This window comes from Rhizobium sp. WCS2018Hpa-16 (genome assembly GCF_031843705.1).
GTDB lineage: Bacteria > Pseudomonadota > Alphaproteobacteria > Rhizobiales > Rhizobiaceae > Agrobacterium > Agrobacterium tumefaciens_C.
In genome coordinates, this window is sequence record NZ_JAVTIX010000007.1 from 229,010 (window position 1) to 242,815 (window position 13,806).

Below are 13,806 nucleotides of genomic sequence, written 5' to 3' on the forward strand. Positions count from 1 at the left end.
GCAAAGCCGCCTTCCACACCGGAAGGCGGCTTTATTTTTGCACCTGCGAAAAATTCCGCTGCCCTTCTGACGACAAAATGTTAGGCAGTTTGCCAACGGTTCGTAATGGAGAAAACGCTGGATGCGGAAAAAAGTCCTTGTTGTTGGCGGTGCCGGATATATCGGTTCCCACACGTGCATGCTGCTCGCCGAACGCGGCTATGAGCCTGTCGTTTTCGACAATCTTTCCAACGGCCACGAAGAATTTGTGCGCTGGGGACCTTTCGAGCAGGGTGACATCAGGGACAAGGCGCGCCTCGACGAGGTTTTCGCCAAATACAAGCCCGATGCCGTCCTGCATTTCGCAGCCCTGATCGAAGTGGGCGAATCCGTTAAAAGCCCGGTGTCCTTTTACGACAACAACGTCATCGGCGCGCTGACGCTTCTGTCTGCGACCATGGATGCGGGCGTAAAAGCCTTCGTGTTCTCCTCCACCTGCGCCACCTATGGTCTGCCTGAGCGCGTGCCATTGGATGAGACGCATCCGCAGGCGCCGATCAACCCCTATGGCCGCACGAAATGGGTGGTTGAGCAGGCGTTGAAGGATTACAGCACCTATAAGGACCTGAAATCCGTCATGCTGCGCTATTTCAACGCGGCAGGCGCGGATTTTGAAGGACGCATCGGCGAATGGCACAAGCCTGAAACCCATGCCATTCCGCTTGCCATCGAGGCAGCGCTCGGACGCCGTGAAGGCTTCAAGGTGTTCGGCACGGATTATGAAACCCGCGACGGCACCTGTGTGCGTGACTACATCCACATTCTGGATCTGGCCGACGCCCATATTCGCGCTGTCGAATATCTTTGGAATGGTGGCGAAACGGTTGAGCTCAATCTCGGAACCGGAACGGGAACGACCGTCAAGGAATTGCTCGATACGATCTCGAAAGTCTCAGGCCGCCCCTTCCCGGTGGAATATGCCGAGCGCCGCGCAGGTGATTCCACGACACTCGTTGCCAACAATGACAAGGCACGCGAAGTGCTTGGCTGGGAACCGCAATACACGCTGGAAGACATTATCAGCTCCGCATGGCGCTGGCACTCTTCCCGCAACGAAAGCCTTTAGGCTCAGCGCCCGAGAAACCTATCCTGCCTCGACAACGCGGGCAGGATAGCCGGCTCTAAGAGTTTCAGCATGAGCCATCATCAAGGGGGCGACCCCCTTGATGTCATCGGCACGAATGACCTCAGACAGGTAATATTCGACCGTACCATCGCGGTAGACCCCTTCAAACCCACCAAGCCCCGCCACACAGCAGATCTGGCCAAGCCGCAGACGCTGGTCGGCATCCGGCTTTATGGCATGGGTCTTGAGAGCGTTGAGCGCCCTGTGTCCGATATCGGCGTCGAAACCAGCGACCTTCAGGCGAGCGCCTTTCAGATAGAAAGTGGCGAACATGGCTGTTGCAGAGCTTTCCGCATAGTTGCCATCAATCTCTGGCGCATCCACCACCTGCAGCCAGCGCCCGTCTTCCAGCTGCAAGGGCTGGACACGCTGCGCCAAAAGGCTTGCGCGTCGTTCGATTTCATCACGCGCGCTGCCTGCGGGCAGGTTCTCGATCATATCGACGAATGCCATGGCAAGCCAGCCGATGGCGCGGCCCCAATGGGTGGGCGACAGGCCCGTGGTCTTGTCGGCCCAGCCTTGCAGGCGCGACTCGTCAAAGCCGTGACGATAAAGGCCTGACGTTTCATGATAGGTCAGATCAAGGGCTGTGAGAAACTGGCTGACGGCATCATCACGCATATGCGGCAGCTTGGCCGCCCTTGCATATTCCAGCTTGAAGGGCAGCGCCATATAGAGACCGTCGAGCCAGACCTGATGCGGGTATCGCAGCTTGTGCCAGTAAGGCCCCGCCTGGGTGCGCGGATGAAATTGCAGTTGCTCTGATAGCGGCTTAGCGGCCTCGAGCCATTTGCTCTCGCCGGTCAGGCCATAAAGATAAGTCAACGCCCGCCCCGCCAGCACATTATCGATATTGAACTCATCGATGCGATATCCGGCCAGCCGGTTTGCCGCATCCAGCTGGCCGTTGACCAGCCGCAGAAGATGGTCGAGCCAGCGCTGCTCGCCGGTTGCCTCATGAAGCGCAATCAGGCTGCGGTAGAGACACCCGTCCTCGTAACACCACGAACCGCCCTTATAATAAGCATAGTCGCGGGCGTATTCATCAAAGTAGCTGTTCAGCATGAGCTCTGTCATTCTCGGTTGGATAGATGGAGGCGGGAAAAAGTCCCGACAGTGTTTTGAAGAGAGTGTTTTCGGCAATGATGCCCGCATGTCTGAGCGCCGGAAGTTCGCTCGCCATTTCAGCAATCTGCGGCTCGGCATGCGGATCGAACGTGACCCGATAATTCTCGATCACCACATCGCGGATCGGCGCTTCCGGCAGGCCGTAAAAGACGGCGGCGGCGGTATGGGCGGCCGTGACCTCGATATTGCGGAGCGTCAGACCTGACAGGCCTGGTGTCTCAGGCGTAACGGGCAGAGGCAGACGCGATTGAACATAATCCGATAGGCCATCGGCATCGCAGAAATAGAAGGCGTTGACCGCGACCGGCATCGCGACCTGATCCATGCAGCAATCCACCATGCTGATATTGGCAACCGAGCCACCACGCCCGCGGCGTGTCTTGATGCGCAACCCGCGATCCGTGCCGATGAAATGACAGCGGCTGATCGAGACATCGCTGACGCCAGCGCTCATTTCGCTGCCCATGACGACGGCGCCATGGCCGCGCTGCATGAGGCAATTTCGGATATCAATCCGCTCTGTCGGCCTGTCAGGCCCGCCGAGCGGATGCCGCTTTCCGGCCTTGATGGCAATGCAGTCATCACCCACGGAAATGAACAGGCCGACAAGCCGGACATCCTGACAGCATTCGGGGTTGAAACCATCCGTATTGGGCGAGCCCGGATCGTTCTCGATGCGAAGATCCGCAGCCAGAAGCCGGTCACACAAGACAGGGTGGACGGTCCATGAGGGCGAGTTGCGCACCGTGAAGCCCGATAACACAAGGTCACGGCAACCGGAGAGGAAGAGCGTGCGCGGACGGCGCGCGCCTCGTCTCGTCTCCTTCGGCCATGTCCACCAATCCCCACAATCGCCGCCACCATCGACGACGCCGGGGCCTGTGATGGTCAGATCTTCACAGTCTATGGCATTGATGACGCTTTCGAAACTGGGTTCGGCAACACCCTCCCACGTGCCGAGTACGCGTCCATCGGCATGGCGGGCCGGAAAAATATGTAGATCGCTCCAGTCGGACAGTGCGGATAATTCGGCCCCTTCTTCCAGAAGCAAGGTCATCCGGCTCTTGAGGTAGATCGGTCCAGTTTTCCAAAGGCCGCTCGAAATTTTGAGCGTCCCGCCTTCGGGAACCGCTGATATGGCGCGTGCGATAGAACCGGCATTATCGTTGTTGCCGGGTGACGCACCATAATCCCTGATATCGATGATGCCAGTTTCGGCCTTCGTGGAGAAGGGCAGCACGGCATCACCGATATTGAGATCGTAGGAACGACCGGGCTCAAGCCCCGCCACGGTGAAGACGACTGTCGATGTCTGACCCTCCACACCCACACCGCCGTCCTTATGCGTCACGCGCCAGCCAAGCCGCGCATCCAGTGCATGCAGATGCGTTTCGGCATCCACACTGAATGTTGCGGTTCGCGACGACGCGGTAAGAAGCAGGACAGCGGTGTTGGTCATAAGCGGGCGTCCTCAGAGACCGGAAAGCGCTTCATCAACACCCGCGATGATTTCGGCGGCTGTGTCTTCGGCGGATTGCTGGCCATAGGCGAAGGCTTCAAGATTGGTGTCGAAAGCCTCGGTGATACGTGGATGCTCGATCAGCGGCGAGACCTTCGGACCTTCGGACTCGACCACAACCTTGTAGGATTGCGCCTGCACCGGCTTGATCTTGCCCGCATCCGTCAGTGTCTTAATGGCGATCTTGCTGGAGGGAATACCGCGTGTGGCACCTAGAATGGCTACGGCTTCAGGGTCGTTCAGCAGGCAGTTGATGATCTGCGCTGCCGCCTTCGGCTCCTTGCTGTTCTTGGAGATGGAAAACAGCATGGATGGCTTGCGATAAATGCCCTCGGACTTGCCACCCTCGGATTTCGGCGAATGGGCGGGCACGAGTCCCAGACCCTTTTCGAGCGGTGCCGCGATTTTGCCGTAGGTGCTGTCCCACTGATAGGTGCCTGCGTAACGGCCATTAGCCCATTTCGGATTTTCAAACAAAGGACGATTGCCGCCGCCAGACGAGCTCTTCCAGGATTCGATGACGTGCTTGTCCACCATCGACTGGTAGAAGTTCAAGGCCTCGGCAAACTCTGCTTCACTCCATGCAATCTTGTTGGTTTCGGGATCGATGAAGGTCTTGCCGGTCATCTGCGTGGCACGCAGGATAACGACGATACGGGCATTGAGGCCATTGCCCTCGGAAGGTGCCGCTTCAAATGGGTAGTAACCTTCGCCGAGCTTTTCCTTGAGAACCGGCGCAGCGGCAAAGACCTCATCCCAGGTCGTGGGGATGGCGATGCCTGCCTTTTCGTAGATCGTCTTGTTGAACATGAAAATGCGGCCAGTGGTGGAAACCGCAACGCCGTTCAGCTTGCCCTTGACGGTCGTGCTGTCGAGATCGGCCTGCGTCCATTGGCTGAGATCAATCACGTCCTTGAACTGGTTGAGATCGGCAAAGCCATCACCATTCTTCGAAAACAGCGGCAGCCATGGCCAGTTGACCTGCATGATATCAGGCTCGGTGCGGCCAGCCAGCTGCGTGGCGATCTTTTCCTGATGGCCCTGCCAGCCGGTAAACTCAGGCGCAATCGTGTGGCCGAATTTTGCGCCACACACTTTCAAGGCTTCCTGCGTGGCCAGGTGCCGGTCATCGCTTCCCCACCACGACATGCGCAGGTTTGCAGCAGATGCCGTATTGGCAAAGCTTGTGGCGGCAAAAAGCACAGCCAGTATCAATGCACGTTTCATTAAAGATCCTCCCGATCATTCAACGTTGAAATCCGATGCCTCTAGGCAAGGCTGATATTCTCGCCCGATTGACGGGAGAACACATGGGCCGAGCGCGCATCCGCCGTCAGCCAAACCTGCTCGTCCCGGGCGGTCCTGCGGTCATAGGCCTGCGCCTGAACCACGGCGATGACACGGTTCTCTCCCGCCTGAATGTGCAGATAGACCTCGTGCCCCATGAATTCGACATGGCTGATACGGCCCGAAAGGGCATTGGGCGTGTCTGGCGTCGCAAGGCTGAAATGCTGCGGGCGAACCCCTAAAATGACCTCCTTCGGCGCATCTGCGCGCAGGCGGTTCGTCAGCTCGGGCCCGAGCTGCACACTCTGGCCTGCAATATTAATCGCGCCATCGCCTTCCAGCGTTCCATTGATGAGGTTCATTTCCGGGCTGCCGATGAAGCCGGCGACAAAGGCGTTGGCGGGCCTGTTATAGAGCGTCACCGGATCAGCCACCTGCATGATGTGGCCCTCCTTCATCACGCAGATGCGGTCGCCCATGGTCATGGCTTCTGTCTGGTCGTGCGTGACATAGACCACGGTTGCCTGCTGCCCATCAGCCTTGAGACGCTTGTGAAGATCGGTGATGCGCACCCGCATCGAGGCACGCAGTTTCGCATCGAGATTGGACAGGGGCTCATCGAACAGAAAGACCTGCGGCTTCTTGATGAGCGCACGGCCCACTGCCACGCGCTGCGCCTGCCCGCCGGAAAGCTGCTTGGGCAAACGGTCGAGAAGCGCCTGGATTTCCAGTGTCTCTGACACATTCTGCGTTGCCTCTTCAATATCGGCCTTGGAGCGGCGCTTCAGCCGCATGCTGAAGGACAGGTTCTTGTGCACCTTCATATGCGGGTAGAGCGCGTAATTCTGGAACACCATGGAAATGCCGCGTTCGCCCGGCGGCTTGTCGTTGACGAGTTCGCCACCAATGCGGATTTCTCCGCCGGTGATGCGCTCCAGACCCGCGATCATGCGAAGCGTCGTGGACTTGGCGCAGCCTGACGGACCGACCAGCACCATGAACTCGCCATCCTCGATATCGAGATTGATGCCATGCACGGCACGGAAGGACGCATAGTCTTTTTCGAGGTTCCTGAGTTGAAGGCTTGCCATTTCGATTATCCTTTGATGCCGCCAGCGGAGATGCCGTCGATGAAGTATTTCTGCGCCACGAAGAACACGACGAGTGCGGGCGTGATGGCGAGGACCGACATGGCGAGAATGCGGTTCCAGTCGAAGGCTTCGGTGGTGTCGATCGACAGTTTCAAAGCCAGCGACACGGGGTATTTTTCGATGGATGAGAGGTAGATCAACGGCCCGAGGAAGTCGTTCATGGTCCACATGAACTGAAACAGGCAGACAGAGATCAATGCGGGTGTGAGCAAGGGAACGACGATGAACAGCAATGTCTGCATGGTGGATGCGCCATCCACCCGCGCCGCCTCTTCCATGTCGCGCGGGATGGCGCGCAGGAACTGGACCAGCATGAAGACGAAGAAGGCATCGCCCGCAAAGGCCGAGGGAACCCAGAGTGGCAGATAGGTATCCAGCCAGCCGAGATCGCGAAACAGCAGATATTGCGGAATGCGGGTGACGACATTCGGTAGAAGAAGCGTCGCAATCAGCGATGCAAACAGGATTTTCTTGCCCGGAAACTCAAATCTTGCAAAGCCATAGGCCACGGCCGTGCAGGATATGGCCGTGCCGATCATCTTCGGAAGCACGATCCAGAGCGTGTTGAGGAAGAATGTTGCGAATGTATAGGGCGTCGACGTCTTCCAGCCCTGGATATAACCGTCCAGCGTCGGATTTTCAGGCCAGAAACCGGGATTGTTGAAGATTTCGGCATTGGTCTTGAAGGATGCGCCGATCAGCCAGATCAGCGGATAGAGCATCAACAGACCGACCGCCGTCAGCATGAAATAGCGGATGGTGGTGCTGATACGGGTGCGGATGCGCTCCCGGCTGCGGGCGCGTTCGGCATCCATGGCAGCAGCGTCGAAAGTGGAAACAGCGTGATCGACCATGGTCAGCTCCTTTTATCGCCAGCGTAGTAGACCCAATGGCGAGACGACCAGAAGGCAATGACGGTCAGCACCATGATGATGACGAACAGGACCCATGCGATGGCCGAGGCGTATCCCATGTCGAACCGCTTGAACGCTTCGTCATAAATATAGAGTGGCAGCAGATAGGTGGACTTCAGCGGCCCGCCCTGCGTGATGATGTAGGGGCCGTTAAACTCCTGAAACGCCTGCACCATCTGCATGATCAGATTGAAGAAGATGACCGGCGTGATCAGCGGCAGCGTGATGTGGACAAACGTCTTCCATTTGCCGGCGCCATCGATGGAGGCGGCCTCGTAGAGCGAATTATCGACGCTCTGCAATGCTGCCAGGAAGATGACCATGGCGGACCCGAACTGCCAGATGCGCAGGAGGGTGATGGTGAAAAGGGCGTTGGTCGGATCTCCGAACCAGTTGACGCCTTCAAAGCCGAGCAAATTGAGGCCCATATTGACGAGGCCCGTATCGGCAAAGATGTAGCGCCACAAAACCGCGATCGCGATCGAGCCACCCAGAATGGATGGCACATAATAGGCCGTGCGGAAGAAATTGATGGCCTTGAGCTTATAGTTCAGGATGACGGCAATGAAGAGCGCGAAGACAAGCTTCAGCGGCACCGTGGTGAACACATAGATCAGCGTCACCCACAGCGATTTGCGGAATGTGCGATCATTGGTGAACAGCTTGATGTAATTGGCAAGGCCGGTGAATGTGGGCTGATCCAGCAGATTGTAATTGGTGAAGCTGAGATAGAGCGACGCCATGAATGGCAGCGTCGTGAAGATCAGCAGGCCGATGATATAGGGCGACAGATAAAACAGCCCGAGGAAGCGATTGTCTCCACTCATGCGCGTGATCTTCCATGCCATGGCGTGCTGGTCAGCGAATGATTGCGCCTCCAAAGCGCGAGCGAAACCGCCGTGACAGGAGACCTGCCACGCTGATAGTGATGTTCTTTATTCTGCATCTTCGCTAAAATTGAGATTCTCTGCCAATTCATCCCTTTTTCAGGGTTGAACCTCGAAAACCTCAAATCCTCCCATTTCCTCACCAGCCTGTTTCTTTTTCAGGCTCAAGAGATAATATGACTTCCAAAGTGGCATGATGCAAATCGACATTTTTGGGAAAAGAGATGGACAAAATCGAAGGTAATGTTTTCGCTGAAATACCGCCGAATGCTCTGGCTCTGACGCTAACGCGCTCCACCATCAAGATGCTGCACTCCCCCACATGGAGCATCGACAAGACCAACAGCGTGCATGATTTTCTGGTTTGCCTGACGGGCAAGGCGACCTATGAGATCGAGGGTCAGACGATCACGATGGAGCCGGGAACGGCGATGCTGATACCGGCAAACACGCGCTTTGTCGGTCGCTCCGGCTCCAGAGACCTTTACACCGGCATCGCTCAGCATTTCACTCTCGACCTTTTCGGAAGGCTCGATTTTGTCTCGCAGATCAGGCTGAAGACATGCCTTACTCTGTCGCACTGGAGCATTCTGGAGCCGATTGTCAGGCGTTTCCACGACATCGCACCTCCATCATCCACCACGCTTATGCAGCATCATCTGTTCATGGTGTTGCTGATGGAGTTTATCAACGAAGCTTTTGTGGAATGGCGCGAACAGGCCGTGGGCAATGTCGGCAATCCTGATGCGCTATCGCTGGCCATCATGGTTGCAGCAAACCAGATTGCCATGGACCCTGTGAAAGAAACGCTGGCCGAGAGCGTCGTTGAATCAGCACCCTATAATCCCGACTATTTCAAGCGTGAGTTCAAACGACAGATCGGCTGGACGCCCGTCAAATTTCAGGAATTCAAACGAATGGAGCGCGCCATGGGGCTTTTGGCGAGCGGTTGTCACGTCAAGCAGGCGGCGGAGCAGTCTGGCTATACGGACGCCTATTACTTTTCACGCATGTTCAAGCGCTACATTGGCATAAGCCCGGCAGGCTACAAGGAAGCCGAGCGACGGCACAGGGAAGGCGCGTTTCCCCGTGGGGAAGAGGATGGCAAAGTGGTCTACCCACTATCACGCCCGGTGCCCCTGAGCGCAAATGTGTAAAACGGATGTGAAAAGCACAAAAAAACACCGGCCCAGAGGACCGGTGTTTCCGCTACGTCATCATGTCGTAGCGCCTCTCTCCCAGGAAGAGATTATGGCTTTGGTGCCGTGGTCGTGGTTCCGTCAGCGGCTGGCGCTGGCGTCGTGCCATCGGCCTTTTCCTTCATCGTGACGAATTCAGGTGCGGCCTTCAACGTTTCAGCAGTCTCGGTGGTGGTGAGACGGATTGTGCCGTTGGCCGTATCGCGTGTCACTGTCAGCTTGCTCATAGGAACGGCTACATCCTTGGCACCCAGGCCGAGGAAGCCACCCACGCCGACAACGGCTGCGACGATGCCGCCATTTTCTTCGAGAATGAGGTTGGTCACGCTACCGATGCTTTCGTCAGCAGCCGTGTAAACGGCGCTACCGATATAGTCATTGGCGCTGATCTGCGTTGCGCCCTGCTCTGTCAGATAAGAGCCAGAAGCAGCGGTAGTGGACGGCATCGCCGCATCAGGTGCTGCAGTCGTCGCAGGCGCGGTTGCGCTTGGTGCTGCAGGTGCAGTTGTGCCCTGTGCCATGGCAAGAGGTGCGAACGTTGTGGAACCCAAGAGAGCGGCTGTGACGATCGTGGTGAGTGTCTTTTTCATTTCGTACCTTCCTTATCGTTTCAACTAACCTGTTCGCTCCGGTCGAGCCGTTTGCGAACCTGTTGAATTGCAAACGGCGTCGGGTCAAAATTGGTTCCGCCATTTTTTTAAGCAGTCAGCACCAGTTTGTGAGGACGCCGTGATCGAAAATGCAGCAGCGCCTCTCCATAGTAGGCGTGCCAGCACCCATTCATAGCCCGCTCAACACCGGCGAAATCGCCTGCGCAAAAAAGTTTTAAGCTCTCGAAAAAAAATTTGAAAATCGTGGGAACCAAAGAATAAGGTCCGCGTTTTTATGGCAAGCCAAGCCACTCCCCGTCCCCGCCTGAGGCTTGGCGCAGCAGGTTTTGCCCCTGAAAACCTGCACTGAATAGCACGGCTCTACGGAGCCGTGCTTTTTTTCGTTTTGGCCACTTCTATCAGAAATCAAAATTGCGAGCTCGCCAGAACCCTCAAAGGTTCAGGCGATATGAGCAGGCAAAACTCCAACACTCAGGTTGGAATAGGTGCGGGAAATCTCAGGAAATAGTCAATATTGTCGGCATGCACCTGATAGCGCGCTTCGCCACCCAGGGCTGCGGGAACAACCTTTTCCAGCACAACGCTGCCGAAATTGCTTCTCTTGTCCCCATCACCAGAGGACATGACGGCACCGCTGCCACCGAGAGGCTCTGTCCAGCGCACCTCGAAGAACTCTCCGTCCTTACGGCAATCCAGCGTCAGGGGAAGGTGGCGGGACAGGTTTCCGCCATGGCTGACGGTGTTGACGACCAGTTCGTGGAAAGCCAGTCCCACATAAAGCGCACCATTGGGATTAAGAAGAAGGTTTTCGCCCCTCATCTGAATCAGGTGCGGATATTCCGGCAGATAGAGATCGGCCTGCTGCTTGAGCAGGTCGAAAATTTCCGCGCCACGCCAGTCGGAATCCGTGATCAGATCCTGCGACTGAGCAAGCGCATGCAACCTGCCCCGGAACTTCCGCAGAAAATCTTCTTTGGTGAAGCTGAACCGCGCCGTCTGTGCAGCAAGGCTCTGGATGATGGCGAGGAGATTTTTGGACCTGTGGCTGACTTCGCGCAGAAGCGAGCGGAGCAATTGCTCGCGTCTTCTCTCGGCGGTGATCTCTCGGATCGTCGTTTTGAGAACTCGCTGCCCGGACATGTTGACGGTGGAATAGACGTGAAACTGGAAGACGCGGTCCTTGCCGGCATTCACTTCCAGCATGCCCCTGCTACCGGCAGAGGTCAGGTCTTTCTTGAGATCGGCCAACCGGGCGGCCAAATCTTCGCCGAACATGCTGGTGTCAGTTGGCTCCTGAGCCGTTTCCTGTGGGAGGTTCCACACATCGGGCAAGTTCGCGATGAAGATATACTCTTTGTCACGGTCCTGCAGCATGACCGTTTCGTCGGAATCGAGAAGAGCCAACACGAGTGAATCGTGAAGGTCGCCCTCATCCCGCCCCGCATTATGCCACGCCAGCCGATGCAATATGGTCTCCTAACGGGGAACGGCGATCAAGGTCGCTTTGTTTTCAACAAACACGCAGACCTCAACGCCGAGTAACAACCCGAGTTCCAAAATCTTCTAAGTAGAGGGCTATTTAAGCAGCGACACGTGAACTTTCATTGAAGAACAACGCCTGGCTGATCAGCGCCTTCACCATATCAGGATTGAACGGCTTGGTCACAAGGAATGTCGGCTCAGGACGCTCGCCTGTGAGAAGACGCTCAGGGAAGGCAGTGATGAAGATCACGGGAAGCGTTGTCATCTGAAGGATTTCCTTCATGGCTTCCAGACCGGAGCTTCCGTCTGCCAGCTGAATATCCGCGAGGATCATCTTCGGCTGGGTGCGGTGGAACAGCTCAAGCGCTTCCTTGTGGGTGCGCGCAATGCCGGTCACGTTATGGCCCAGATCCGTCACCATCTGCTCGATGTCCATCGCAATCAATGGCTCGTCTTCGATGATCATGATGTCAGTGGCGACCTGACGGGCAATTTCGGATGCCGCTTCATCGATCAGCTTGCCAACATGTGCTTCAGGCACGCGAAGGATTTCTGCGACTTCGGCCATGGAGAATTCCTCGACTGTGGTCAGGAGGAACGCCTGGCGTGGAACCGCTGGCACGGCAGAGAGGTTCGCGGAGGCGCGCTTTTCCCAGCCTGTGAGATTTTCATCGGTCTTGATGTTGATCGTGACGGAACTAAAAATCGATACGAACAATTGATAGAGCGAGACCCGGTCACTGCTGGTCTGCGGAAAAATGCTGACATCGGCAATCAATGCTTCCAGGCTGGCGGCAACGTAAGCGTCACCAGTGGATTGTGAACCGCAAACAGCACGCGCGAACCTGCGCAAATAAGGCAGGTGTGGTGCAATGCGTGTAGAAACTGACATAAAATTCTCCCCTGGAATCGTGCGGCTTGCATCGCAAACCTAAACGAAAAAACGTGGCATTTAAAAAAAAGTTCCGGTCGGCTGGAACATTTTTTTTAGATAGGCATTATGAGTCATGACACATTAGGAATACCGGAAATCATGAGCATGTTTCAATCAGATCAGGAACCGTCTGATAAGGGGAAGTCGCCGACAGTCCCGGATTCGGGGCGAACGGTGATATCCCGCAAATTACGCGAACTTTACGACACAGTTCAAGACGAGGGCATTCCAGACAAGTTCCTCGATTTGCTTGAAAAACTCGACGAAGCTGAAAACAAAGCGAAAGCGTCGGGTCTGTGATGGTAGAAGAGCCAAACAAGAACGAATACAATTTCAAGCGTGAGATGCTGGCGGCCTTGCCAAATCTGCGCGCCTTTGCCATTTCCCTCATCCGATCCCGTGACCGCGCCGATGATTTGGTGCAGGACACGATCATGAAGGCGTGGGCAAAGCAGGAAAGCTATCAGCCCGGCACCAATATGCGTGCATGGCTGGTCACGATCCTTCGCAACGAATTCTACAGCCAGATCAGAAAATCCGGCCGTGAAGTCCAAGATACGGATGGTGCTTACACATCGCGTCTGTCGGTTCCACCGGAACAGCATGGTTCTGTCGATCTGGCGGATTTCAAGACGGCGCTTGCCAAATTGCCTGAAGACCAGCGTGAAGCCATTCTGCTGATCGGTGCATCCGGTTTCGCCTATGAGGAAGCTGCGGAAATCTGCGGCTGCCCTGTCGGCACCATTAAGAGCCGCGTCAGCCGCGCCCGTCTGCGCCTTCAGGAACTGCTCGGCATTCAGGATGAAAACGAGTTTGGTCCCGATGCCCAGATGACAGCTGTCACGGCAGCATCAGCAGTCCGCTAAGTCAAACTTCAAAACACTTCAAAACGGCGCGGCCTCATGGCTGCGCCCTTTTTATATTCCGCCTTCCTTCACAGACTGCATCACCACAAAGGTCGATGTGTTGGCGACAAAGGGCAGGCTCGAGATTTTTTCGCCCAGTACGCGCCTGTATTTGCGGATATCGGTGGTGCGGACCTTTAAGAGATAGTCGAAGGCACCCGCGATCATGTGGCACTCTTCCACTTCCTTGATTTTGCGCACGGCAGTGTTGAAATCCTCCAGCGCCTTTTCGCGCGTATCCGACAATTTGACCTCCGTGAACGCAATATGCTCCAGCCCCAGCTTGGCCGGGTTGAGCATGGCGCGGAAGCCCAGAATATAGCCTTGATCGACCAGACGCTTCAGCCGTGTCTGGCATGGTGTTTTCGACAGTCCAACCTGCCGCGACAACTCCAGAATGGACATGCGCCCATCCTCGCTCAAAGCGCCCAGTATCTTCAGATCGAAGTGATCAAGATCGCCTGTTTCAGATGGTTTTGGCATCCATTTTGCCTTCAAAAGCCGATATTATAAGTTATTTTGTCCCAATATATCGCTGAAATAGGACCATAGCAACTTCACCGGCAATGGTAAGATCATATCAGAACAACAGCGTCGAGATCGAGGCGCTCATCACCGATATCA

General features: G+C 56.0%; 14 protein-coding genes. 4 read left to right on the forward strand and 10 right to left on the reverse strand.

Going from position 1 to position 13,806, the window contains the following annotated elements; all coding sequences use genetic code 11:
• Positions 1 to 121 precede the first annotated feature (121 nt).
• Complete coding sequence (gene galE, locus RQI55_RS19270) at positions 122 to 1,105, forward strand: UDP-glucose 4-epimerase GalE (protein WP_243255010.1); 984 nt, start codon at positions 122 to 124, stop codon at positions 1,103 to 1,105.
• An 18-nt stretch (positions 1,106 to 1,123) separates the two neighbouring features.
• Here the strand turns inward: galE and RQI55_RS19275 are convergent, their stop codons facing one another.
• From RQI55_RS19275 to RQI55_RS19300, 6 genes are read right to left on the reverse strand one after another with little or no spacing between them, the layout of a single operon-like run.
• On the reverse strand, positions 1,124 to 2,230 hold the full coding sequence (locus RQI55_RS19275; protein WP_243255009.1) for a glycoside hydrolase family 105 protein: 1,107 nt from the start codon (positions 2,228 to 2,230) through the stop codon (positions 1,124 to 1,126).
• Positions 2,211 to 3,752 carry a glycoside hydrolase family 28 protein gene (locus RQI55_RS19280; protein WP_311273269.1) on the reverse strand — a complete coding sequence of 514 codons (1,542 nt, stop codon included), beginning with the start codon at positions 3,750 to 3,752 and terminating at the stop codon, positions 2,211 to 2,213. The genes RQI55_RS19275 and RQI55_RS19280 overlap by 20 nt, the downstream gene beginning before the upstream one ends.
• A gap of 12 nt (positions 3,753 to 3,764) precedes the next feature.
• Positions 3,765 to 5,039 (reverse strand): ABC transporter substrate-binding protein, encoded by a 1,275-nt coding sequence (locus RQI55_RS19285; RefSeq protein ID WP_243255007.1) that lies wholly within the window; start codon positions 5,037 to 5,039, stop codon positions 3,765 to 3,767.
• 41 nt (positions 5,040 to 5,080) lie between these two features.
• On the reverse strand, positions 5,081 to 6,190 hold the full coding sequence (locus RQI55_RS19290) for an ABC transporter ATP-binding protein (RefSeq protein WP_243255006.1): 1,110 nt from the start codon (positions 6,188 to 6,190) through the stop codon (positions 5,081 to 5,083).
• A 5-nt stretch (positions 6,191 to 6,195) separates the two neighbouring features.
• Positions 6,196 to 7,065 carry a carbohydrate ABC transporter permease gene (locus tag RQI55_RS19295; RefSeq protein WP_409233755.1) on the reverse strand — a complete coding sequence of 290 codons (870 nt, stop codon included), beginning with the start codon at positions 7,063 to 7,065 and terminating at the stop codon, positions 6,196 to 6,198.
• Positions 7,066 to 7,106: 41 nt separating this feature from the next.
• Positions 7,107 to 7,991, reverse strand: a complete 885-nt coding sequence (locus tag RQI55_RS19300) for a carbohydrate ABC transporter permease (protein WP_192068054.1) — start codon at positions 7,989 to 7,991, stop codon at positions 7,107 to 7,109.
• Positions 7,992 to 8,275: 284 nt separating this feature from the next.
• On the opposite strand from RQI55_RS19300, the gene RQI55_RS19305 reads away from it, so the two are divergent.
• A complete protein-coding gene (locus RQI55_RS19305) occupies positions 8,276 to 9,208 on the forward strand; it encodes an AraC family transcriptional regulator (RefSeq protein ID WP_243255005.1) in 933 nt (310 codons plus the stop codon).
• Positions 9,209 to 9,300: 92 nt separating this feature from the next.
• Here the strand turns inward: RQI55_RS19305 and RQI55_RS19310 are convergent, their stop codons facing one another.
• The 3 genes from RQI55_RS19310 to RQI55_RS19320 all read right to left on the reverse strand — a co-directional run bounded on the left by RQI55_RS19310 (position 9,301) and on the right by RQI55_RS19320 (position 12,235).
• On the reverse strand, positions 9,301 to 9,840 hold the full coding sequence (locus RQI55_RS19310; protein ID WP_311273270.1) for a PRC-barrel domain-containing protein: 540 nt from the start codon (positions 9,838 to 9,840) through the stop codon (positions 9,301 to 9,303).
• A 492-nt stretch (positions 9,841 to 10,332) separates the two neighbouring features.
• Positions 10,333 to 11,328 carry a sensor histidine kinase gene (locus tag RQI55_RS19315; RefSeq protein WP_243255003.1) on the reverse strand — a complete coding sequence of 332 codons (996 nt, stop codon included), beginning with the start codon at positions 11,326 to 11,328 and terminating at the stop codon, positions 10,333 to 10,335.
• Positions 11,329 to 11,440: 112 nt separating this feature from the next.
• A complete protein-coding gene (locus RQI55_RS19320) occupies positions 11,441 to 12,235 on the reverse strand; it encodes a response regulator (protein ID WP_192068050.1) in 795 nt (264 codons plus the stop codon).
• Between the two features lie 141 nt (positions 12,236 to 12,376).
• Between RQI55_RS19320 and RQI55_RS19325 the strand changes: the two genes are divergently transcribed.
• Together RQI55_RS19325 and RQI55_RS19330 are read left to right on the forward strand one after the other, a co-directional pair.
• The gene (locus RQI55_RS19325; RefSeq protein WP_042617819.1) at positions 12,377 to 12,577 is read left to right on the forward strand and encodes a NepR family anti-sigma factor; all 201 of its coding nucleotides are present in this window, start codon (positions 12,377 to 12,379) and stop codon (positions 12,575 to 12,577) included.
• Positions 12,577 to 13,143: a sigma-70 family RNA polymerase sigma factor gene (locus tag RQI55_RS19330; RefSeq protein WP_042617718.1), complete on the forward strand. Its 567-nt coding sequence runs from the start codon at positions 12,577 to 12,579 to the stop codon at positions 13,141 to 13,143. Before RQI55_RS19325 ends, RQI55_RS19330 begins: the two co-directional genes overlap by 1 nt.
• A 51-nt stretch (positions 13,144 to 13,194) precedes the next feature.
• Here RQI55_RS19330 and RQI55_RS19335 read toward each other — a convergent pair whose 3' ends face one another.
• The gene (locus RQI55_RS19335; RefSeq protein ID WP_243255002.1) at positions 13,195 to 13,665 is read right to left on the reverse strand and encodes an Lrp/AsnC ligand binding domain-containing protein; all 471 of its coding nucleotides are present in this window, start codon (positions 13,663 to 13,665) and stop codon (positions 13,195 to 13,197) included.
• Positions 13,666 to 13,806 lie beyond the last annotated feature (141 nt).